Origin of the sequence: Cobetia sp. L2A1 (assembly GCF_009796845.1) — a bacterium.
In the GTDB taxonomy this organism is placed as follows: Bacteria; Pseudomonadota; Gammaproteobacteria; order Pseudomonadales; family Halomonadaceae; genus Cobetia.
In genome coordinates this window covers 652,784-673,169 of record NZ_CP047025.1, presented here as the reverse complement: position 1 = coordinate 673,169, position 20,386 = coordinate 652,784, and the positions used below count along the sequence as shown (strand labels likewise).

Here is a 20,386-nt window from a genome sequence, read left to right as displayed (position 1 = left end):
GACAGCAGGCTTTCCCAACACGGTAATACATGTCGCAAGAGCCCACTGATTGGTTCATCACCCAGTCAGTGGGCTCTTGCGTTTAAACAAAAAAGTACGGATAGACGGTCATTTCGTCCAAAGAGGGGTTACCGTCATTGCTCAGGCTGTGCTAATGATTAGTAAGGGCGGTATGTCCTTTATCCCGAGATTCACCATGTGTGAATGAGGTGAAGGCATACCAGCACACGCCGAGGGCGATCGACAAGCTGCTGAGGAGGGTTCGTCATGGGCGTACCAGTTTCTTCCCCCCGCTGTGCCAAGGTCATCGACCTGAGTGTCATGCGCGACAGAATGCGTGCAAGGCGCCGCGTGCTGCGTCTTGCACCGGAGAATGATGGCCTGGAAATGCTCTATCAGCTCGACAGTGACCCCGAGAGCTATTACAGCATTCCGGTACTGGCTTGGGGGCTGCGCGAGGATGGTGAAGTCGTCGGCATGGTGCCGTGGATGGAAAGTCTAATCCCCTGCCATGAACTTGAAGACCCACAGCAAGGTCACTTCGTCGGTTATCGCGATCCGGAAACCGATGATGTCTTCATGCTGGCACCTGAACACAAGGTGTTCGAGCTGGAGCACGCTGCGGCCTATTACGACTACGAAGCGTCGGAAAAGACCACGTTACTGCAGCAGCTGCCTGATACGCTGGGAACGCATGCTCTGTGCATGACCAGCGGTGCATCGCAGTGGCAGCTCAAGCAGGTCTTCGGCTGGCGCCTGTACAGTGATGGTAACATCGAAGCACTATTGGTCGATGAAGCTCGGGTTACCCAGACGCCAGTGCTGGCAGGTGATGACTGCCTGTACCCCGGCCGCAGCCGCCATGATGTGGTCTACTTCTTCCAGCGTGCTGTGGCGAATCAGATCCGCGAGCAGGACCCGGCAACGCTGGAAGCCCTCGCGGTGATGATGACAGGCGAAGGCGATCAGGTCAGCGTAGAGGTTCATGACCACGAAGCCTGACATCTGGATCTACTGGCTAACGGAGATCAGCTGATACGGATGTAATACAGGAACTGCTCAGGCGTTTCGTGGCTTAGCTCTAGAGTGTGCCCAAGAAAAGCACAGAATTTGGGCACATCCCGAGTGGTCGCGGGGTCTGTCGCGACCACTCGGAGCAAGTCTCCTGAAGCCATCTCACGCACCTTGTTATGCAGCATCATGATAGGTTCAGGGCAATATAAACCACTGGTTTCAAGCTCAGCATCTGGTATAGGCAGAGTAGTATCGGTCATCGAAGACTCCTGAAATCCTGCCGCCAAAAGACGGCATGTGTAAAATGGGGAGACAGGCATGATCAAGGTACTGATCGAACGGCACATCATGCCGGGGCTGGAACAGGATTACGAACAGGCCTCACGAGAAGTCGTAAGAGAGGCCATGCATGCACAAGGCTTCATTTCTGGTGAGAACCTGGTGGAAGGCGGTCGGCCAGGTCATCGTATTGTGATCACCTCGTGGCGGGATGCAAGGGCTTGGCAGGAATGGTCGGTCAGCAACGCAAGAGAGCGAATGATGGCGCGTCTCGGTCCTATGCTGTCTCAGCCTGAACGCATTGTGATGCTCGAGCATACCTGAGTGCGCTCTGCTTACTGGTTTGCCCAGGAAACAAAAATCCCACGCACTGTAATCACAGGCGTGGGATTTTTTTGATACGTCAGACTACGGCTTCAGGCGCTGAACCTAGTGCGTGATTCGCACGTGAACAGTGACTTCTTCTCGATCATGGTAGAGATGGCGGCAGCGAATCTCAGCCCCAACATGGGAGTTCTCAAGACTTTGTGCGAGATAGTCCAGGCAGCGTGACACTTCCTTCCAGCGCTGCTTCATCGGCAACTTGAGGTTGAAAACGGCCTCATTGCACCAGCGCTTCTTCAGCCATCGCTCGACCATCTCTGTCACGCGGATGGGGCGATCAACGATATCGCAGACCAACCAGTCAAGACGTAGCGGCGGCTCCCAGGTAAAACCATCTTCTTTAAGATGCTCTACCTGTCCCGTCGCCATCAGATCCTTGTTCATGGGGCCATTATCAATGGCGAACACGAACATGCCCTTCTCTACCAGTTGAAAGGTCCAGCCGCCCGGGGCAGCGCCCAAGTCAGCGGCCTGCATACCAGTGGCAATACGACGCTCCCACTGATCGCGCGGCACAAATTCATGCCACGCTTCTTCCAGTTTGAGCGTAGATCGGCTTGGTGCACGGCTCGGTGAACGCAGATGACGAATACCATTGGCATACTCGCTGCGATTACCCGGGAAGCTCATCCCAAGCTGTACTTCATCGCCATCCGTCCAGAACACGTGTAGTGCACGCCCACCCGCTTTGCGACGCAGTGCACCGCGCTTCTTGAGTGCAGACTCCAACGGACGGCCTACCGCCTTGCCAAGCCCTGATAGAGATTTACCATCATTGGTATCCGGCATTTCATGTCGAATCTCTTCAAAGCTCCAGCCAGCATCAACGACCTGCTGCAGAATCGGAGAGACGCGGTTTTCACGTGACATGCCCACCATCGGCTCCAATGCCACGAGCGTCTGGCGTGCAAATACCAGGGCTTCCAATGGCATTTCACGATGCAGAGTATTGGCGGGCTCGTCACCAGTCACCACGTAACGCACAAAGCCACTGTTACGTGCCGCAATGGGGTAACCCGGCGCGCCTAGATAAGCGGCTTTCTCGCAGACTTCCGCGGCCAGATCGGCTTCAAAGCCGGGGCGGCAATACAGCAACAGTTCTTGGGGTTGCATCATCATCTCCAGTACAGAAGGCTCGGGAGTCTAGCCTCTCGCCCCTGCCTTCTACAAGCGTGCACGCATGGCGACGGTGACTGAATCACCGAAGTGGTACATCTCACGCATACTTTTTGACTTGCAAAGAGAACCGCCCCTGTAGCAAGGCTACAGGGGCGGTTCAGTATAAGTGCCTGACGATGACCTACTCTCACATGGAGAAACTCCACACTACCATCGGCGCTAAGCGGTTTCACTTCCGAGTTCGGCATGGGATCGGGTGGTTCACGCTCGCTATGGTCGTCAGGCGAAACGGTGGCACCTTGCGGTACCTGAGTCTCAAGGCTTTTGGGCCTCGTGACTCGCAATATGAATCATGCTGAACGCTATGTCGGAGCTGTCTGACGCACACTGTCATGTGTCGTAATCCCGGCGGTTCGCCGAAGCAAACCCCTTGGGTGTTATATGGTCAAGCCTCACGGGCAATTAGTACTGGTTAGCTCAACACATTGCTGTGCTTCCACACCCAGCCTATCAACCTTGTAGTCTTCAAGGGCCCTTCAGGAGGCGCAAGGCCTCAGGGAAGTCTCATCTTGAAGGGGGCTTCCCGCTTAGATGCTTTCAGCGGTTATCCCGTCCGAACGTAGCTACCGGGCAATGCCACTGGCGTGACAACCCGAACACCAGAGGTTCGTCCACTCCGGTCCTCTCGTACTAGGAGCAGCTCTTCTCAAACTTCCGACGCCCACGGCAGATAGGGACCGAACTGTCTCACGACGTTCTAAACCCAGCTCGCGTACCACTTTAAATGGCGAACAGCCATACCCTTGGGACCGACTTCAGCCCCAGGATGTGATGAGCCGACATCGAGGTGCCAAACACCGCCGTCGATGTGAACTCTTGGGCGGTATCAGCCTGTTATCCCCGGAGTACCTTTTATCCGTTGAGCGATGGCCCTTCCATACAGAACCACCGGATCACTAGAACCTACTTTCGTACCTGCTCGACGTGTCTGTCTCGCAGTCAAGCACCCTTATGCTCTTGCACTCAATGCACGATTTCCAACCGTGCTGAGGGTACCTTCGTGCTCCTCCGTTACTCTTTAGGAGGAGACCGCCCCAGTCAAACTACCCACCATACACTGTCCTCGATCCAGATAATGGACCTGAGTTAGAACGCCAATGATGTCAGGCTGGTATTTCAAGGTTGGCTCCACCTGAGCTAGCGCCCAGGTTTCCAAGCCTCCCAGCTATCCTACACAGACAACATCAGCATCCAGTGTAAAGCTATAGTAAAGGTTCACGGGGTCTTTCCGTCTAGCCGCGGGTACACAGCATCTTCACTGCGATTTCAATTTCACTGAGTCTCGGGTGGAGACAGCGTGGCCATCATTACGCCATTCGTGCAGGTCGGAACTTACCCGACAAGGAATTTCGCTACCTTAGGACCGTTATAGTTACGGCCGCCGTTTACCGGGGCTTCGATCAAGAGCTTCGGACGAATCCTAACCCCATCAATTAACCTTCCGGCACCGGGCAGGCGTCACACCCTATACGTCCGCTTGCGCGTTTGCAGAGTGCTGTGTTTTTAATAAACAGTTGCAGCCACCTGGTATCTTCGACCGGTAAGAGCTTACGGAGCAAGTCCTTCACTCAAACCGGTGCACCTTCTCCCGAAGTTACGGTGCCATTTTGCCTAGTTCCTTCACCCGAGTTCTCTCAAGCGCCTTGGTATTCTCTACCTGACCACCTGTGTCGGTTTGGGGTACGGTCGCATATGATCTGAAGCTTAGAGGCTTTTCCTGGAAGCGTGGCATCGGCAACTTCCTGACCGTAGTCAGTTCGTCTCGCATCTCGACCTCAGAGGAACCGGATTTGCCTGATTCCTCGGCCTACATGCTTTCACCAGGACAACCAACGCCTGGCTCACCTAGCCTTCTTCGTCCCCCCATCGCAACCATATCCGGTACGGGAATATTAACCCGTTTCCCATCGACTACGCGTTTCCGCCTCGCCTTAGGGGCCGACTCACTCTGCTCCGATTAACGTAGAACAGAAAACCTTGGTCTTCCGGCGGGGGAGTTTTTCACTCCCCTTATCGTTACTCATGTCAGCATTCGCACTCGTGATACCTCCAGCAGACTTCTCAATCCACCTTCATTGGCTTACACGACGCTCCTCTACCGCTCATCCATAAGGATGAACCCGTAGCTTCGGTACCTGATTTAGCCCCGTTATATCTTCCGCGCAGGCCGACTCGACTAGTGAGCTATTACGCTTTCTTTAAAGGATGGCTGCTTCTAAGCCAACCTCCTAGCTGTCTGAGCCTTCCCACATCGTTTCCCACTTAATCAGGATTTTGGGACCTTAGCTGACGGTCTGGGTTGTTTCCCTTTTCACAACGGACGTTAGCACCCGCTGTGTGTCTCCCACACTGCATTCATCGGTATTCGGAGTTTGCGTCGGGTTGGTAAGTCGGGATGACCCCCTAGCCGAAACAGTGCTCTACCCCCGATGATGATATGTGAGGCGCTACCTAAATAGCTTTCGAGGAGAACCAGCTATCTCCGGGCTTGATTAGCCTTTCACTCCGATCCACAGCTCATCCCAGCATTTTTCAACATACTTGGGTTCGGGCCTCCAATTGATGTTACTCAATCTTCACCCTGGCCATGGATAGATCGCCCGGTTTCGGGTCTATACCCTGCGACTGGTCGCCCAGTTAAGACTCGCTTTCGCTACGCCTCCCCTAATCGGTTAAGCTCGCCACAGAATATAAGTCGCTGACCCATTATACAAAAGGTACGCGGTCACAGAACAAGTCTGCTCCCACTGCTTGTACGCATACGGTTTCAGGATCTATTTCACTCCCCTCGCCGGGGTTCTTTTCGCCTTTCCCTCACGGTACTGGTTCACTATCGGTCAGCCAGGAGTATTTAGCCTTGGAGGATGGTCCCCCCATGTTCAGTCAAGGTTTCTCGTGCCCCGACCTACTCGATTTCACGATACTCAGACTTCGACTACGGGACTATCACCCTGTATCGTCAGGCTTCCCAGCCTGTTCGTCTGTCAGTTGTATCGCTTAAGGGCTGGTCCCCGTTCGCTCGCCGCTACTTGGGGAATCTCGGTTGATTTCTTTTCCTCCGGGTACTTAGATGTTTCAGTTCCCCGGGTTTGCCTCTATAGGTTATGTATTGGCCTATAGATACTCACCTGATGGTGAGTGGGTTTCCCCATTCGGAAATCGTTGGGTCGCAGGGTATTTGCCACCTCGCCAACGCTTATCGCAGGCTATCACGTCCTTCATCGCCTCTGGCTGCCAAGGCATCCACCGTATGCGCTTAATCGCTTGACCATATAACCCCAAGGGGTCTGTCAAGGATTACGAATTGTCGAACAACTCCGACATATCGTTTGACGGACATATGCTTGGCGCACATATCCATCGTCAGCATGATTCACATTGTTAAAGAGCGGCTGTTCAGTGAACAGTGAGAAGTCACACAACCTTCACGAGGAAGGCGATATGCTTGTCACTGTGAACTGTCAGCGTTATCAGGTAGTAGAAGCGTGAACTGTCGTCTTTGTGGTGGAGCCAAGCGGGATCGAACCGCTGACCTCCTGCGTGCAAGGCAGGCGCTCTCCCAGCTGAGCTATGGCCCCTCAAAGTCGGCAAAACCGTGTCGACAAAAGCACGAAGCTTTTGGTGGGTCTGGGCAGATTTGAACTGCCGACCTCACCCTTATCAGGGGTGCGCTCTAACCAACTGAGCTACAGACCCGACACTACTACTCGATAAACTAACTTGATCAGGTAATTCGTTGTGAGCACTTGCCGCGAGCGATAAACAGTGTCGATAAGGAGGTGATCCAGCCGCAGGTTCCCCTACGGCTACCTTGTTACGACTTCACCCCAGTCATGAACCACACCGTGGTGATCGCCCTCCCGAAGGTTAGGCTAACCACTTCTGGTGCAGTCCACTCCCATGGTGTGACGGGCGGTGTGTACAAGGCCCGGGAACGTATTCACCGTGGCATTCTGATCCACGATTACTAGCGATTCCGACTTCATGGAGTCGAGTTGCAGACTCCAATCCGGACTGAGGCAAGCTTTATGGGATTGGCTCCACGTCGCCGTATTGCAACCCTTTGTACTTGCCATTGTAGCACGTGTGTAGCCCTACCCGTAAGGGCCATGATGACTTGACGTCGTCCCCACCTTCCTCCGGTTTGTCACCGGCAGTCTCCTTAGAGTTCCCGACATTACTCGCTGGCAAATAAGGATAGGGGTTGCGCTCGTTACGGGACTTAACCCAACATTTCACAACACGAGCTGACGACAGCCATGCAGCACCTGTCTCAGAGTTCCCGAAGGCACCAATCCATCTCTGGAAAGTCCTCTGGATGTCAAGGGTAGGTAAGGTTCTTCGCGTTGCATCGAATTAAACCACATGCTCCACCGCTTGTGCGGGCCCCCGTCAATTCATTTGAGTTTTAACCTTGCGGCCGTACTCCCCAGGCGGTCAACTTATTGCGTTAGCTGCGCCACTAAGTCCTCAAGGGACCCAACGGCTAGTTGACATCGTTTACGGCGTGGACTACCAGGGTATCTAATCCTGTTTGCTACCCACGCTTTCGCACCTCAGTGTCAGTATCAGTCCAGAAGGCCGCCTTCGCCACTGGTATTCCTCCCGATCTCTACGCATTTCACCGCTACACCGGGAATTCTACCTTCCTCTACTGTACTCTAGCCAAGCAGTTCCAGATGCCGTTCCCAGGTTGAGCCCGGGGCTTTCACACCTGGCTGACTTAGCCACCTACGCGCGCTTTACGCCCAGTAATTCCGATTAACGCTTGCACCCTCCGTATTACCGCGGCTGCTGGCACGGAGTTAGCCGGTGCTTCTTCTGCGAGTGATGTCCTTCCTCTAGAGTATTAGTCCAAAGGCTTTCTTCCTCGCTGAAAGTGCTTTACAACCCGAAGGCCTTCTTCACACACGCGGCATGGCTGGATCAGGCTTTCGCCCATTGTCCAATATTCCCCACTGCTGCCTCCCGTAGGAGTCTGGGCCGTGTCTCAGTCCCAGTGTGGCTGATCATCCTCTCAGACCAGCTACGGATCGTCGCCTTGGTGAGCCATTACCTCACCAACTAGCTAATCCGACATGGGCTCATCCGATAGCGCAAGGTCCGAAGATCCCCTGCTTTCTCCCGTAGGACGTATGCGGTATTAGCCTGAGTTTCCCCAGGTTGTCCCCCACTATCGGGCAGATTCCCATGCATTACTCACCCGTCCGCCGCTCGACGCCTTCTAGCAAGCTAGAATCGTTTCCGCTCGACTTGCATGTGTTAAGCCTGCCGCCAGCGTTCAATCTGAGCCATGATCAAACTCTTCAGTTGATAAGCTTGATAGTCTGTTAAGCAGACCAAACTTGGTTCAGAGTCAAACTTCTCGTGAGAGGCTTGCTCCGATATTTGGTGACCTTGTCACCACTCATCGGCAAGCGCTCACACGAATTACCTGATCAAATTTTTAAAGAGCGTCGCTGTTAAGCGAGGAGGCATATTCTACCAGGAACGCTTGAGAAGTCAAGCACTTGGTGATGAGTCAGTCGACTGCCTCTAAGCATCATCAAGTAGTGAGGGGCGATGCCCGTTCACGTGTTCCGTAAGGTGTGCGGCGTATTCTAGCGAATCTGCCGGGATTGTCAAGTGGAGTGTTTCGGAGAGATTTGAAAAACATCAATCGAAACAATCACCTGCACACCTCTTTCACCGCTGGTAACGCCCTGCGTCACCGGCAGCGGATGCGTACTTTACGCACCGAACTGGTTCAGCGCAAGGCCTTTTAGGCAGGAATGTCCTTTTACTTTAGCGCCCTACACCCATCTACCATTCCCGCGCCCATCAGGCCTGCTTGTCGCCAGCCGAGTGAGAGACTGGCTGTGCATGCCAGCCACCCTGTGAACGCACCCTTATCTCCAACGCGGCTTCCAGGCGCGCCTCAGGCAACTGCATCACCCGTGCAAGCACTGTCAGCAAGGCGACCTCTTCATCTACTACCTGCTGATCGGTATGCACGACCTGGACAAGTGCCGCAAACCAGCGCTGCTTGTCCATAGGCCGCAGATGCGCAAGATGAGTGAGATAGCGGCAACGTAATGCTGGGTTAGCAATACCCGCCGCTGTGACCGAATACTCCAGTACCATGCCAAGCTCAGCCGTCGCCTCTTCAAAGACTTCTTGCCGTAACGTCTCGTCATCCATCATACCTACCATCAATCCAAGCCAATGCTGGCATGCTTCCCGACATTGATTCAGCCCCAGCGAATCGCTCTTGCGGTCTACCCTGGGGTCCAGCGATTCCATCAATAGCTGCCATAAGCACCAGCTAAAGAGATCATTGGGGGGTATTAGTGCCTTGAGCATTCGGTGCGCACGCTCATCTGCTTCACGCCAGCGCGGCAGCAGGCGACTTAGCAAGGCAATCCACTCTCTTCTCGGCAAGGTCTCGAGCCGCTGACGCGCCTCACGGACTCGCTTGCCATCCAGCCACTCATGTTGGCGCTCAAGCTCGGTAAACCACACGCCACGATGCTTGAGGTCATCTGGCGCAATCATCGCCACTACCAATTGCGGGCATAGAAAGCGCGACAGCGTCAGGTTTTCGAGCTCACCACGTGCCTGCGCGAGCTTGTTCATGACGACCGCACCAGCCACACCGGCCATCATCCCCCCCAGCATTTCTGACCCGATGGGTGCTTGTTGTTCAAAGGTATGCACCGGCTGCTGACGTACCGATAGATATTGATTGTCCCAGCGCGGCTCCAGGCGTCGAATACGATCGTCCAGCGGCGGATGCGAATCAAACCACCCGGTCAGCCAAGGTGGGCGCGTCTCGACAAAGAACAGATGGTTATACGTCATGGCACGTGGATGCTGAATACGCCCCTGCCACCCCATCCCGCCAATACGTTTGAGTGCCGACGCTATCCCATCAGGCAAGCGCGTCAGGCGTACAGCACTCGCGTCAGCAAGGTACTCACGGGAACGTGACACCCCACGCTGCAATAGCCGCCCACCAAGCCCACCGAGACTTCCCAGCAGCCATAGTGCCACACCAAGTAGCATCAACTTGCCCATGCCACCTTTCTTGTCTGAGCGAGAAGAACTCACACCGCCTACCAGCACACCCATGCGGCCAGCCCCCATCAAGAAGCGTCCTGCCTCGGAGAGAAACACCAGACCATGCACGGCACTCGCCAGCCGCAGGTTGAGTCGGATGTCGCCATTGGCGATATGAGCGAACTCATGCGCAACGACGCCTTGCAACTCATTGCGATCCAACTGCTCCAATGCTCCGCGACTAAGCGCGATCACCGCATCATGGGGTCGATACCCCGCCGCGAAGGCGTTGATCATCGCTTCATGGGGTAATACGAATAGTTGTGGCGGCGGCAAGTTGGCGGCAATCGCCATCTCCTCGACCACATTCAGTGCACGCCGCTCCGAGGAGTTCTGTGTTTCGACATCCACCAACTGACCACCCAGTCGCGCGGCGACCACTGCTCCACCCTGCTGCAAACGACGCAACTCACGTGCCGCAACGAAGGCATTGCACAGAAAGATGATGCTGGCGACCGGCATCACATACACAAATGTCGTGGCGGCCGGCCGACCAAGAAAGCTGCTGATGGCGATATGTACCACAGCACCGGCAGCCAACGAGACCACCAGCGACATGATGATGAAGGCCAGCAGCAATAGCCGCGTTCTCCGGCGAGCACTGTCCTGTTCGTGATAGAAGTTCATCCGAGATCATGGCCCATATCATTTCGTTGAGGCTGATTCATCAAAAGCTGACATCCGGCGCCTGACGGATCTTCACGCTGTCATCAAAGGCCAGCAGGCCTGCATCACTGCGATGGCCGAAGGTCGGCGCGAGCATCACTTGCGGGAAGCTCTGGCGATAGACGTTGTAATCGGTCACGGCATCGTTATATGCCTGGCGCGCGAAGGCGACGCGATTCTCGGTAGCCGTCAGCTCTTCCATCAAGTCACTCATGGTCTGGTCTGCCTTGAGTTCCGGATAGGCCTCGACCACCACATCAAGCTTGCCGAGACTCGCCGCCAGCCCTTGCTCTGCACCCGCCAGGCTCGCCAGCTTGTCCATGCTGCCGGGATGCGCAGCCGCGGCATTCAGTGCCGCCATCGCCTTGTTGCGTGCATTGATCACACCTTCAAGTGTCTCGCGCTCATGACTTAGATAGCCCTTGGCTGTCTCGACCAGATTTGGAATCAGATCGTAACGCCGTTTGAGCTGCACCTCGATCTGGGCAAAGGCATTTTCAAAGCGCCCGCGCAGACTGACCAACTTGTTGTAGATGGCAATCACATAAATGACGATCAGTGCGATACCGCCGAGCAGCAGGAGTGTCTTCATGAGGAGTCCCTTGTGTAATCCCTTGCGTAGAGGCCTTCAGTTTACCCATGCCGCGCCTTGGCACCAGCGGATAACGCTGGAGCTTGCCAACGCGGCATTCTCGCCTATGCACCGGCAGAGACAACCTCAACGTATCCAGTAATGCATGAAACGATGCACTGGCATCGACTCCAGCGCCGCCTGATCACTGAAAAGTGCCTGTAAAGCATCGCAGCGCGCAACGGGGAAACAGGTCGCCAGATTGGCTCGATACTTGGCCGTCAGTGGTGCAAGCGCTTCATCGCGGCGACGACGATGACCAAGCGGATATTCAACCACGACTTCGTCAGTCTGAGTGCCGTCACAGAAGACCACGCGCAGGGCATTGGCGATTGAGCGCTTGTCAGGCGCCAGGTACTCGCGGCTATAACGTGGTGACTCACGGACTACCATCTTGTCTCGTAGCTGATCGATCTCTGGATGTGCCGCATGAAAGTCATCCTCGTAATGCTCAGCCGTCAGATCACCAAAGATCAGCGGCACGGCCACCATGTACTGTAGGCAGTGATCACGATCTGCCGCATTGGCTAACGCCCCCTGCTTGGAAATGATGCGAATCGCTGACTCATGCGTGGTGATCTCGATACGTTCAATCTCATCGAACCGCTCACACACCACAGGATGCAAGAGCACTGCTGCCTCGGCAGCTGTCTGTGCATGAAACTCGGCAGGGAAACTGACCTTGAACAGCACATTTTCCATCACGTAGCAGCCAAGGGGCTGTGACAGACGCAACCGGCGCTCGCCTTCAGGCTTGAGCGACAGATCGTGGTTGAGATGACTGAAGGCTACGTCGTTGAAGCCCCATTGCGGAGCACTCAGCGCTGCAGGAATTCCCATCTCGCCACGCAGCGCAATATCCGCCAGCCGCACACCACGTGAGGTAGCATCGCCTGCCGCCCAGCTCTTGCGTGATCCAGCATTGGGAGCATGCCGATAAGTGCGCAGACTGTGTCCATCGACGACGGCGTGAGACAGCGCCGATAGTAGCTGATCACGCGTTGCCCCCATCAGACGAGCGGTCACCGCAGCAGTCGCCACCTTGACCAACAGCACATGATCGAGCCCGACGCGATTGAAGCTGTTTTCCAATGCCAGCACGCCTTGAATCTCATGAGCCATGACCATGCTTTCCAACACGTCGCGCATCACCAGCGGTAGTTCACCCTCGGCGACACGTTGCTGGGACAGGTGGTCGGCCACCGACAGAATACCGCCCAGATTGTCCGACGGATGTCCCCACTCCGCCGCGAGCCAGGTATCGTTATAGTCGAGCCAGCGGATCAGACAGCCGATATCCCATGCCGCCTTGACCGGATCGAGACTCAGATTGGTGCCCGGCACTCGCGCTCCATGCGGTACCTGCGTACCAGCCACCAATGGGCCCAGATGCTTGGTGCACTCGGGAAAACGCAGCGCCAGGATGCCGCAGCCCAGCGTATCCATCAGACACAGTCGCGCCGTATTCATCGCCTCACGACCAGGCTTTTCTTCCGCATCTCCCTGGCAGTAATTCATCACGTAATCGGCGATCTGCTGCAACTCAGGGTCATAATCAGGACGCTGGTTATCACTGGCCTGCGTGGTATCAGTTTGCGTCTCTGAATGCGTCTCTGGAAATGTATCGCTCATGTCGGTGCTCTCCCATCGAGAATCGAACCATGTACCTGGCACTGCATCGTCAGGTGAATATGCTGACTACGCTTTCTACGTCATCTGGAATATAAAAGACCGGCTCAGCTGCACATCCCATGCAGGGCCGGTCTAGTATTTGTCATGCAACGGCCGCCAGTGCCGCAGGCTAAAGCCCCCGTGTTTCTGTCGGCACCCGTATCCAGCCTTCCATCAGGATACGCGCGCTACGACTCATCACTGCTTCGCTGACCGTCCATTCCCCGCGGCCATCTTCTTCACGCCACTCGGCACTGGCACCCACTCGCAAGGTGCCAGAGGGATGGCCGAAGCACACCGAGTCACGCGACATGCCGGTTGCCTCACTCCCTCCAGCCGCAAGATTGACCAGAGTGCCTGGCACGGCAGCGGCAGCAGCGATGGCGACCGCAGCAGTCCCCATCATGGCGTGATGCAGCTTGCCCATCGACATGGCACGGACCAGAAGATCGATTTCATCTGACTTGATCTCACGGCCGCTGGAGACCATGTGATCCACCGGTGCTGCGACGAAGGCCACCTTAGGTGTGTGCTGACGAGTCGCGGCTTCCGCCAGATCATTGATGAGCCCCATATGGAGCGCACCATAGGCACGTAGCATTTCAAGGCGGGCCAATGCAGCAGCATCACCATTGATCGCGTCTTGAAGCTCAGTACCGCTGTAACCGAGATCTTCCGCACGCACGAAGATGGTCGGAATACCGGCGTTGATCAGTGTTGCTTCAATCCGCCCGCCCGACACCACTGATTCCGGCACCTCCAGCTCATCAATCACATTGCCGGTAGGGAACATGCTGCCCTCGCCTGCCGCAGGGTCGCGGAAGGCAACCGCGACTTCAGCCGCGGGGAAGGTCACGCCGTCGAGTTCGAAATCACCCGTTTCCTGCACACGCCCTTCATGCATCGGTACGCGCGCAATGATCGTCTTGCTGATATTGACCTGCCAGATGCGGACTTCCGCGATACCGTATTGTGGTAGCCGCTCAGCCGATACCAACCCCTTCTCGATGGCAAAGGGGCCCACGGCAGCGGACAGGTTGCCGCAATTCCCACTCCAATCGACAAAGGGCGAGTCGATGGATACCTGTCCAAATAGATAGTCGACGTCGTGTCCAGGCTGCTCGCTCTTGCTGATGATGACCGTCTTGCTGGTACTGGAGGTAGCTCCCCCCATGCCATCAATCTGCTTGGCGTAAGGGTCAGGGCTGCCGATCACTCGCAGTAACAAGGCATCACGTGCCGAGCCTGGCACTTGGGCGGCCTCTGGCAGCTCATCGCGTAGGAAGAACACCCCTTTGCTCGTCCCGCCACGTAAATAGGTAGCAGGGATTTTCAGTTGTGCCTGGCGACTCATGCGGAGGCCTCCTCAGCATTTGTGCCCGCTGCCTGTGAGCTCAAGAAGTCTTCCGCAAAACGCTGCAATACACCACCGGCGGAATAAATGGAGAGCTCCTCACGTGTATCCAGACGACAGGTGACCGGTACGCGCTCGACCTGACCTGCCTGCTCGCCCTGCGTACGCTCGATCAATAGTGTTAGCGTCGCGCCTGGTATCGCCTCGCCCTCAACGGCGTATATCTCACTACCATCAAGTGCCAGCGTCTTGCGATTGGTGCCCGCTTCAAACTGCAAGGGCATCACGCCCATGCCAACGAGATTAGTACGGTGGATACGCTCAAACCCTTCAGCAACGATGGCCTCGACGCCCGCCAGTCGCACTCCCTTGGCTGCCCAATCACGCGACGACCCCTGACCATAATCAGCACCAGCGACGATGATCAGTGGCTGTTTACGCTGCATGTAGGTTTCGATGGCCTCCCACATGCGTGTGACCTTGCCGTCTGGCTCAAGACGCGTCAGTGACCCTTGCTGAATCTCCTTCTTGCCATCTCCACTGATAACGACCGCCATCTCATTGATCAGTTTGGGATTGGCAAAGGTCGCACGCTGGGCGGTGAGGTGATCACCACGGTGAGTCGCGTAGGAGTTGAAGTCTTCTTCCGGCAGGCCCATCGAAGTGAGGTACTCACCGGCAGCACTACTGGCCATGATCGCGTTGGAGGGCGACAGGTGATCAGTGGTGATGTTGTCCCCCAGTAACGCCAATGCTCGCATGCCCTTGAGAGTGGGCGCCGTAGCCAAATCACCTTCCCAATACGGCGGACGGCGAATGTAGGTGCTCTGCGCACGCCAATCATAGAGCGGGCTGATACCGGCTTCGCGATCGTCCTTGACCTCAAACATCGGGATATAGACCTGATGAAAGTGGTCAGGCTTGACGCTGGAACCAACGATGGCGTCGATTTCCTCATCGCTGGGCCACAGATCCTTGAGCATGATCGGCGAACCATCCGGCGCGTATCCCAGTGTATCTTTCTCGATATCGAAGCGGATGGTACCCGCGATGGCATAGGCGACCACCAGCGGCGGTGATGCCAGGAAGGCCTGCTTGGCATACGGGTGGATGCGGCCATCGAAGTTACGATTACCGGACAGCACTGCGGTCGTATATAGGTCGCGCTCGACAACCTCTTTCTGGATGGCAGGGTCCAGCGCACCACTCATGCCATTGCAGGTGGTACAGGCAAAGCCGACGATACCGAAGCCGAGTTGCTCGAGCTCCGTCAGCAGTTCCGCTTCTTCCAGATACAGCTGCACGGTCTTGGAGCCGGGTGCCAGTGAGGTCTTGACCCACGGTTTGCGCGTCAGACCCAGCGCATTGGCACGCCGCGCCAACAGGCCGGCAGCAATCACATTGCGCGGATTGGAGGTGTTGGTGCAGCTGGTGATGGCGGCAATGATCACGGCGCCATCCGGCATCAGATCGCGACCTTCTTCATCCTGTTCATGTTCGATCACGCCCGAGATGCCACGTGCCGCCAGCTCGCTGGTCGGCACTCGACTATGCGGATTGGACGGGCCCGCCAGGGTACGTACCACCGAGGAGAGATCAAAGCTCAGCTCGCGCTCATAGTGAGCGTTGGTCAGCGCATCTGCCCACAGACCCGTTTCACGCGCATAACGCTCGACCAGTGCGATATTTTCTGGCTCGCGGCCGGTCAACGTGAGGTAGTCCAACGTCTGTTGATCGATATGGAACATCGCTGCCGTTGCACCATATTCCGGTGTCATGTTGGAAATGGTGGCACGATCGCCCAAGGTCAGGTGCGCAGCCCCCTCGCCGAAGAATTCCAGATAGGCGGAGACGACCTTCTCAGCCCGCAGGAACTCAGTCAGTGCCAACACGATATCCGTCGCGGTGATACCTGGCTGCGGACGACCACTCAGACGTACACCGATGATATCCGGCAGACGCATATAAGATGCGCGCCCCAGCATTACGCTCTCGGCTTCCAGGCCACCTACCCCGACGGCCAGTACACCCAGTGCATCGACATGTGGCGTATGACTGTCGGTACCGACCAGCGTATCCGGGAAGGCCACCCCATCCCGCGATTCGATTACCGGTGACATCCGCTCCAGATTGATTTGATGCATGATGCCGTTACCCGGCGGAATGATATCGATGTTCTCAAAGGCCTGACGCGTCCAATTGATGAAGTGGAAACGATCCTCGTTGCGGCGATCTTCAATTGCACGGTTCTTCTCGAAAGCCTCTGGATCAAAACCGGCATGCTCTACCGCCAACGAATGATCGACGATCAGCTGGGTCGGCACCACCGGGTTGACCTTGGCAGGATCACCGCCGCGCTCAGCGATGGCATCACGCAAGCCCGCAAGATCCACCAGCGCGGTCTGACCGAGGATGTCGTGACACACCACGCGCGCGGGATACCACGGGAAGTCGAGATCTCGTCGGCGCTCGATGATCTGGACCAAGCTCTCACGCAGCTGCTCAGGCGGGCAACGACGCACCAGATTCTCGGCCAGCACACGAGAGGTGTAAGGCAGACCGTCATAGGCACCAGGTGCGATATCTTCTACTGCGGCGCGCGTGTCGAAGTAGTCCAGCGCGGTGCCGGGTAGGCGCTTGCGATAGTCGGTATTCATGGGTATCCGGACTCATCAGGCAATGGAGTGGATCAAGTAAGGAGACAGATCAGTCAGTATTGTTGTCATGACACCCCACCGGTGAACAGGTGGGGCTGGCAGGTGCCTGCTGTCAGGGCTTACCGAGAGATAGCAACACGTGGAGAAGACGCTCAGTCACGCTGTTCGATGGGCTGCCATTCGCAGTGCTCTGGGCCGGTGTAGTCGGCACTCGGGCGAATGATGCGATTATTGGCACGTTGCTCGAACACATGCGCTGCCCATCCCGTCAGTCGCGAGCAGACGAAGATCGGCGTGAACAGCTTGGTGGGGATACCCATGAAGTGATAAGCACTGGCATGGAAGAAGTCGGCGTTGCAGAACAGCTTCTTCTCGCGCCACATCACGGCTTCGACGCGCTCAGAGACGACATAAAGCTGCTTGTCTCCCACATCGTCCGCCAGCTTGCGCGACCAGTCCTTGATGATGGCGTTGCGCGGATCACGCTCACGATAGATGGCGTGACCGAAGCCCATGATCTTCTCCCGGCGCTCCAGCATGCCGAGAATCTCGCGCTCGGCCTCTTCCGGTGACCGCCAGGATTCAATCATCGCCATCGCTGCTTCATTGGCACCGCCATGCAGCGGCCCACGCAGTGAGCCGATCGCGGCTGTCACGCAGGAATGCAGATCAGATAACGTCGAGGCGCAGACACGTGCGGTGAAGGTCGAGGCATTGAACTCATGCTCGGCATAGAGAATCAGCGAGGTGTTCATGACCGCCGCATGCAACTCACTCGGCGCTTCCCCATGCAGCAGATGCAGGAAGTGTGCACCGATGGAGTCGTCATCGGTCTCGGTCTCGATCCGCACGCCATCGCGACTGAAGCGATACCAGTAATTGATGATCGACGGGAATACGGCCAGCATTCGGTCGGCCTGATCAGCCTGCTCATCGAAGCTTTCTTCGGTTTCCAGATTGCCGAGCATCGAGCAACCGGTACGCATCACATCCATCGGATGAGCACTGGCCGGTATCTGTTCCAATACCGCCTTGAGCGCCTCCGGCAGGCCACGCAGGCTCTTGAGTCGCGCGATATAGGCAGCGAGCTCCGCACGATTAGGCAACTTGCCCTTGAGCAGCAGGTAGGCAACTTCCTCGAAGGCGGCATTGGCCGCGAGGTCTTCCAGATCATAACCGCGATACCGCAGTCCAGAACCCGTCTGGCCTACGGTACAGAGGGCCGTTTCGCCGGCACTCTGGCCGCGCAAGCCAGCAGTGGCAGCAGGTTTGGTTACAGGCGCAGAGGTGTGATCAGACATGGCGCGATCTCCTTGGCAGTGACGTCATTGAATTGTTCTTTTTCTTATAGGGCATACATCGCCATTCCTCAGAAGCAGTGCCGTACGCTTCTGGGAGGTAAATACCGCGGCCCACTAGTCTTTTTGGCTCTCGGCATCAAAAAGTGAGTCCAGCTTCTGTTCGAAGGTGTGGTAATCGAGGAAATCATAAAGCTCCATGCGCGTCTGCATACTATCGACGACATCCTTCTGATCCCCCTTGTCATGAATGTTCTGATAGACATTGAGCGCGGCGGCATTCATGGCGCGGAAGGCGGACAGCGGATAAAGCACCATCCGACAGCCGACGTCGCCCAGCTCGCGCTGGTTGAACAGTGGTGTCGCACCAAACTCGGTGATGTTGGCCAGAATCGGCGCATCAACCCCCTCACAGAAGGCACGATAATCCTCCAGCGTGTGTACCGCTTCGGCGAAGATGGCATCAGCACCGGCTTCCACACAGGCATTGGCACGTGCAATGGCAGCTTCAAGCCCTTCTTTCTGGAAGGCATCGGTACGCGCGATCAGATAAAAGCTGTCATCTCGGCGTGCATCGGCGGCCGCCTTGATACGGTCAACCATTTCCTGACAGGACACGATGGCCTTGTTGGGACGATGTCCACAGCGCTTCTGGGCGACCTGGTCTTCAAGATGTACCGCTGCAACGCCTGCGCGCTCCATTTCCTGGATCGTGCGGGCGATGTTGAAAGCACCGCCCCACCCGGTATCGATGTCGACCAGCAACGGCAACTCGCTGGCCGCAGTGATGCGGCGAGCATCTTCCAGCACATCATTCATGCTGGTCATGCCAAGATCCGGCAGGCCGTAAGAGGCATTGGCCACCCCCCCCCCCGACAGATAGATCGCCTGATGCCCGACGCGCTCCGCCATGATCGCGGTATAGGCATTGATGGTGCCGACGATAGGTAGCGGACGATTGGCCTCAAGCGCGGCGCGAAAACGTGCGCCAGGGCTTGGCAAGGCGGTGGAACTCAGGTGGCGTGACATGACATCTCCCGGGCTAGGCCCATGTAAGTAATGGAAGTGTTGGAACATTGGAGCTGGAAACGGACTTAATCCTCGCCCTGCTCTTCCTTGAGCGTGGCGGCATAACGACGTGCCACGTTCTCGCGTGAAGCGCTGACATGACGACGCATCAATAGCTCCGCCAACTCCTCGTCACCGGACTCGATGGCATCCACGATTCGATGATGTTCGACAAAGGCTTTGTGAGGACGTGAACCGCTGGCGCTGAACTGGGTACGATACATGCGCACCAGGTAGTAGAGGTCATCGCACAGAAGCGTCATCAGCATGTGGTTATGGCTGCCGAGTACGATCTGGTAATGAAAATCGAGATCCCCTTCCTTCTGGAAGTAGGCGGTACCGGCCTTGAGGTCCGACTGCTGTTCATGACTCTTGAGCACATTGCGCAGACGAGCAACCTCCTCTGGGGTCATATGCTTTGCCGCCAGTCGTGCGGCCATGCTTTCCAGCGCCTCACGTACATCGAACAGTTCCAACAGCTCGGTCATCGATAACTTGACCACCCGCGCACCGACGTGCGGCACGCGTTCAATCAGCCGATGCACTTCAAGGCGGCGCATGGCTTCACGCAACGGCCCACGTGAGATGCCATAGGCCTGCGCCAGACCTGGCTCGGTGATCTTGCTGCCTGGCGCCAGCTCGCCACGCACGATGGCGTCTTGCAGCTGGTGGAAAACACGCTCGGCCAGCGTGCGCACTTCCGGCGTCACCGCAGCAGTGGAAGCGACATGGCCCGCCTGCTCGGCAGTCGCGCCGCGCGCGAGGCTTCGGGCTGTGGTGGCGTTGTGAAAGGCATCGGTGGTCATGGCAGTCAGGCAATCCGGCTAAGCAAGGGACAGGAATCAGCGCAAGGGCATATCGATCATGACAACACACCATTGTCGACAATCATTCGATAATAGGCAGACTAGCCAGACCACGCCGAGGGGTCAAGATGCAATCCATCTCAACGTCTACATCTTTGGCGGTAGACGATGATAGCTACGCCAAAGAAAAGCCTGATAAAACAGCCACCATTAGCCTGATATTGCACAACATCCATACTCGCTCGATATCAAAAAAAGCGATTTTGCGTGGAATAACAGAT

12 protein-coding genes, 2 tRNA genes and 3 rRNA genes are annotated in these 20,386 nt (G+C 56.3%); 2 read left to right on the top strand and 15 right to left on the bottom strand.

Annotated features, from left to right (window positions below; all coding sequences use genetic code 11):
- Positions 1-267: 267 nt before the first annotated feature.
- Positions 268-1,002 (top strand): hypothetical protein, encoded by a 735-nt coding sequence (locus GQR90_RS02895; protein ID WP_158772809.1) that lies wholly within the window; start codon positions 268-270, stop codon positions 1,000-1,002.
- A 26-nt stretch (positions 1,003-1,028) separates the two neighbouring features.
- Here GQR90_RS02895 and tusA read toward each other — a convergent pair whose 3' ends face one another.
- A complete protein-coding gene (tusA, locus tag GQR90_RS02890) occupies positions 1,029-1,274 on the bottom strand; it encodes a sulfurtransferase TusA (protein ID WP_158772808.1) in 246 nt (81 codons plus the stop codon).
- Between the two features lie 58 nt (positions 1,275-1,332).
- Here tusA and GQR90_RS02885 point away from each other — a divergent pair, with 58 nt between their 5' ends.
- Positions 1,333-1,617 (top strand): antibiotic biosynthesis monooxygenase family protein, encoded by a 285-nt coding sequence (locus tag GQR90_RS02885; protein ID WP_158772807.1) that lies wholly within the window; start codon positions 1,333-1,335, stop codon positions 1,615-1,617.
- A gap of 105 nt (positions 1,618-1,722) precedes the next feature.
- Here the strand turns inward: GQR90_RS02885 and rlmM are convergent, their stop codons facing one another.
- The 14 genes from rlmM to GQR90_RS02815 all read right to left on the bottom strand — a co-directional run bounded on the left by rlmM (position 1,723) and on the right by GQR90_RS02815 (position 20,105).
- A complete protein-coding gene (gene rlmM / locus GQR90_RS02880) occupies positions 1,723-2,796 on the bottom strand; it encodes a 23S rRNA (cytidine(2498)-2'-O)-methyltransferase RlmM (RefSeq protein ID WP_158772806.1) in 1,074 nt (357 codons plus the stop codon).
- 168 nt (positions 2,797-2,964) lie between these two features.
- Positions 2,965-3,080, bottom strand: a 5S ribosomal RNA gene (gene rrf / locus GQR90_RS02875).
- 157 nt (positions 3,081-3,237) lie between these two features.
- Positions 3,238-6,126, bottom strand: a 23S ribosomal RNA gene (locus GQR90_RS02870).
- A gap of 232 nt (positions 6,127-6,358) precedes the next feature.
- A tRNA-Ala gene (locus GQR90_RS02865) sits at positions 6,359-6,434 on the bottom strand.
- A 41-nt stretch (positions 6,435-6,475) separates the two neighbouring features.
- Positions 6,476-6,552 (bottom strand) — tRNA-Ile (locus GQR90_RS02860).
- Positions 6,553-6,628: 76 nt separating this feature from the next.
- Positions 6,629-8,169: ribosomal RNA gene (locus tag GQR90_RS02855) — 16S ribosomal RNA — on the bottom strand.
- The 16S, 23S and 5S rRNA genes sit together here with 2 tRNA genes alongside, the layout of an rRNA operon.
- A gap of 507 nt (positions 8,170-8,676) precedes the next feature.
- Positions 8,677-10,581: a M48 family metallopeptidase gene (locus tag GQR90_RS02850; protein WP_158772805.1), complete on the bottom strand. Its 1,905-nt coding sequence runs from the start codon at positions 10,579-10,581 to the stop codon at positions 8,677-8,679.
- A 40-nt stretch (positions 10,582-10,621) separates the two neighbouring features.
- Entirely contained in the window at positions 10,622-11,212 is a 591-nt protein-coding gene (locus GQR90_RS02845) for a LemA family protein (protein WP_158772804.1), read from the bottom strand.
- A 126-nt stretch (positions 11,213-11,338) separates the two neighbouring features.
- The gene (locus tag GQR90_RS02840) at positions 11,339-12,883 is read right to left on the bottom strand and encodes a bifunctional 2-methylcitrate dehydratase/aconitate hydratase (protein WP_158772803.1); all 1,545 of its coding nucleotides are present in this window, start codon (positions 12,881-12,883) and stop codon (positions 11,339-11,341) included.
- A gap of 169 nt (positions 12,884-13,052) precedes the next feature.
- Positions 13,053-14,276, bottom strand: coding sequence for a 2-methylaconitate cis-trans isomerase PrpF (prpF, locus tag GQR90_RS02835; RefSeq protein WP_158772802.1), 1,224 nt, complete (start codon positions 14,274-14,276; stop codon positions 13,053-13,055).
- A complete protein-coding gene (acnD, locus tag GQR90_RS02830) occupies positions 14,273-16,933 on the bottom strand; it encodes a Fe/S-dependent 2-methylisocitrate dehydratase AcnD (protein WP_158772801.1) in 2,661 nt (886 codons plus the stop codon). The genes prpF and acnD overlap by 4 nt, the downstream gene beginning before the upstream one ends.
- Positions 16,934-17,085: 152 nt before the next feature.
- Positions 17,086-18,234, bottom strand: coding sequence for a bifunctional 2-methylcitrate synthase/citrate synthase (gene prpC, locus GQR90_RS02825; protein ID WP_158772800.1), 1,149 nt, complete (start codon positions 18,232-18,234; stop codon positions 17,086-17,088).
- A 114-nt stretch (positions 18,235-18,348) separates the two neighbouring features.
- Complete coding sequence (gene prpB, locus GQR90_RS02820) at positions 18,349-19,260, bottom strand: methylisocitrate lyase (protein WP_158772799.1); 912 nt, start codon at positions 19,258-19,260, stop codon at positions 18,349-18,351.
- 65 nt (positions 19,261-19,325) lie between these two features.
- Positions 19,326-20,105 (bottom strand): GntR family transcriptional regulator, encoded by a 780-nt coding sequence (locus GQR90_RS02815; protein ID WP_158772798.1) that lies wholly within the window; start codon positions 20,103-20,105, stop codon positions 19,326-19,328.
- Positions 20,106-20,386: the final 281 nt, after the last annotated feature.

Bases quoted from the DNA above. Each gene is read 5' to 3' on its own strand.
- GQR90_RS02895 (WP_158772809.1), top strand. From the start codon at position 268: ATGGGCGTACCAGTTTCTTCCCCCCGCTGTGCCAAGGTCATCGACCTG.
- tusA (WP_158772808.1), bottom strand. From the start codon at position 1,274: ATGACCGATACTACTCTGCCTATACCAGATGCTGAGCTTGAAACCAGT.
- GQR90_RS02885 (WP_158772807.1), top strand. From the start codon at position 1,333: ATGATCAAGGTACTGATCGAACGGCACATCATGCCGGGGCTGGAACAG.
- rlmM (WP_158772806.1), bottom strand. From the start codon at position 2,796: ATGATGATGCAACCCCAAGAACTGTTGCTGTATTGCCGCCCCGGCTTT.
- GQR90_RS02850 (WP_158772805.1), bottom strand. From the start codon at position 10,581: ATGAACTTCTATCACGAACAGGACAGTGCTCGCCGGAGAACGCGGCTA.
- GQR90_RS02845 (WP_158772804.1), bottom strand. From the start codon at position 11,212: ATGAAGACACTCCTGCTGCTCGGCGGTATCGCACTGATCGTCATTTAT.
- GQR90_RS02840 (WP_158772803.1), bottom strand. From the start codon at position 12,883: ATGAGCGATACATTTCCAGAGACGCATTCAGAGACGCAAACTGATACC.
- prpF (WP_158772802.1), bottom strand. From the start codon at position 14,276: ATGAGTCGCCAGGCACAACTGAAAATCCCTGCTACCTATTTACGTGGC.
- acnD (WP_158772801.1), bottom strand. From the start codon at position 16,933: ATGAATACCGACTATCGCAAGCGCCTACCCGGCACCGCGCTGGACTAC.
- prpC (WP_158772800.1), bottom strand. From the start codon at position 18,234: ATGTCTGATCACACCTCTGCGCCTGTAACCAAACCTGCTGCCACTGCT.
- prpB (WP_158772799.1), bottom strand. From the start codon at position 19,260: ATGTCACGCCACCTGAGTTCCACCGCCTTGCCAAGCCCTGGCGCACGT.
- GQR90_RS02815 (WP_158772798.1), bottom strand. From the start codon at position 20,105: ATGACCACCGATGCCTTTCACAACGCCACCACAGCCCGAAGCCTCGCG.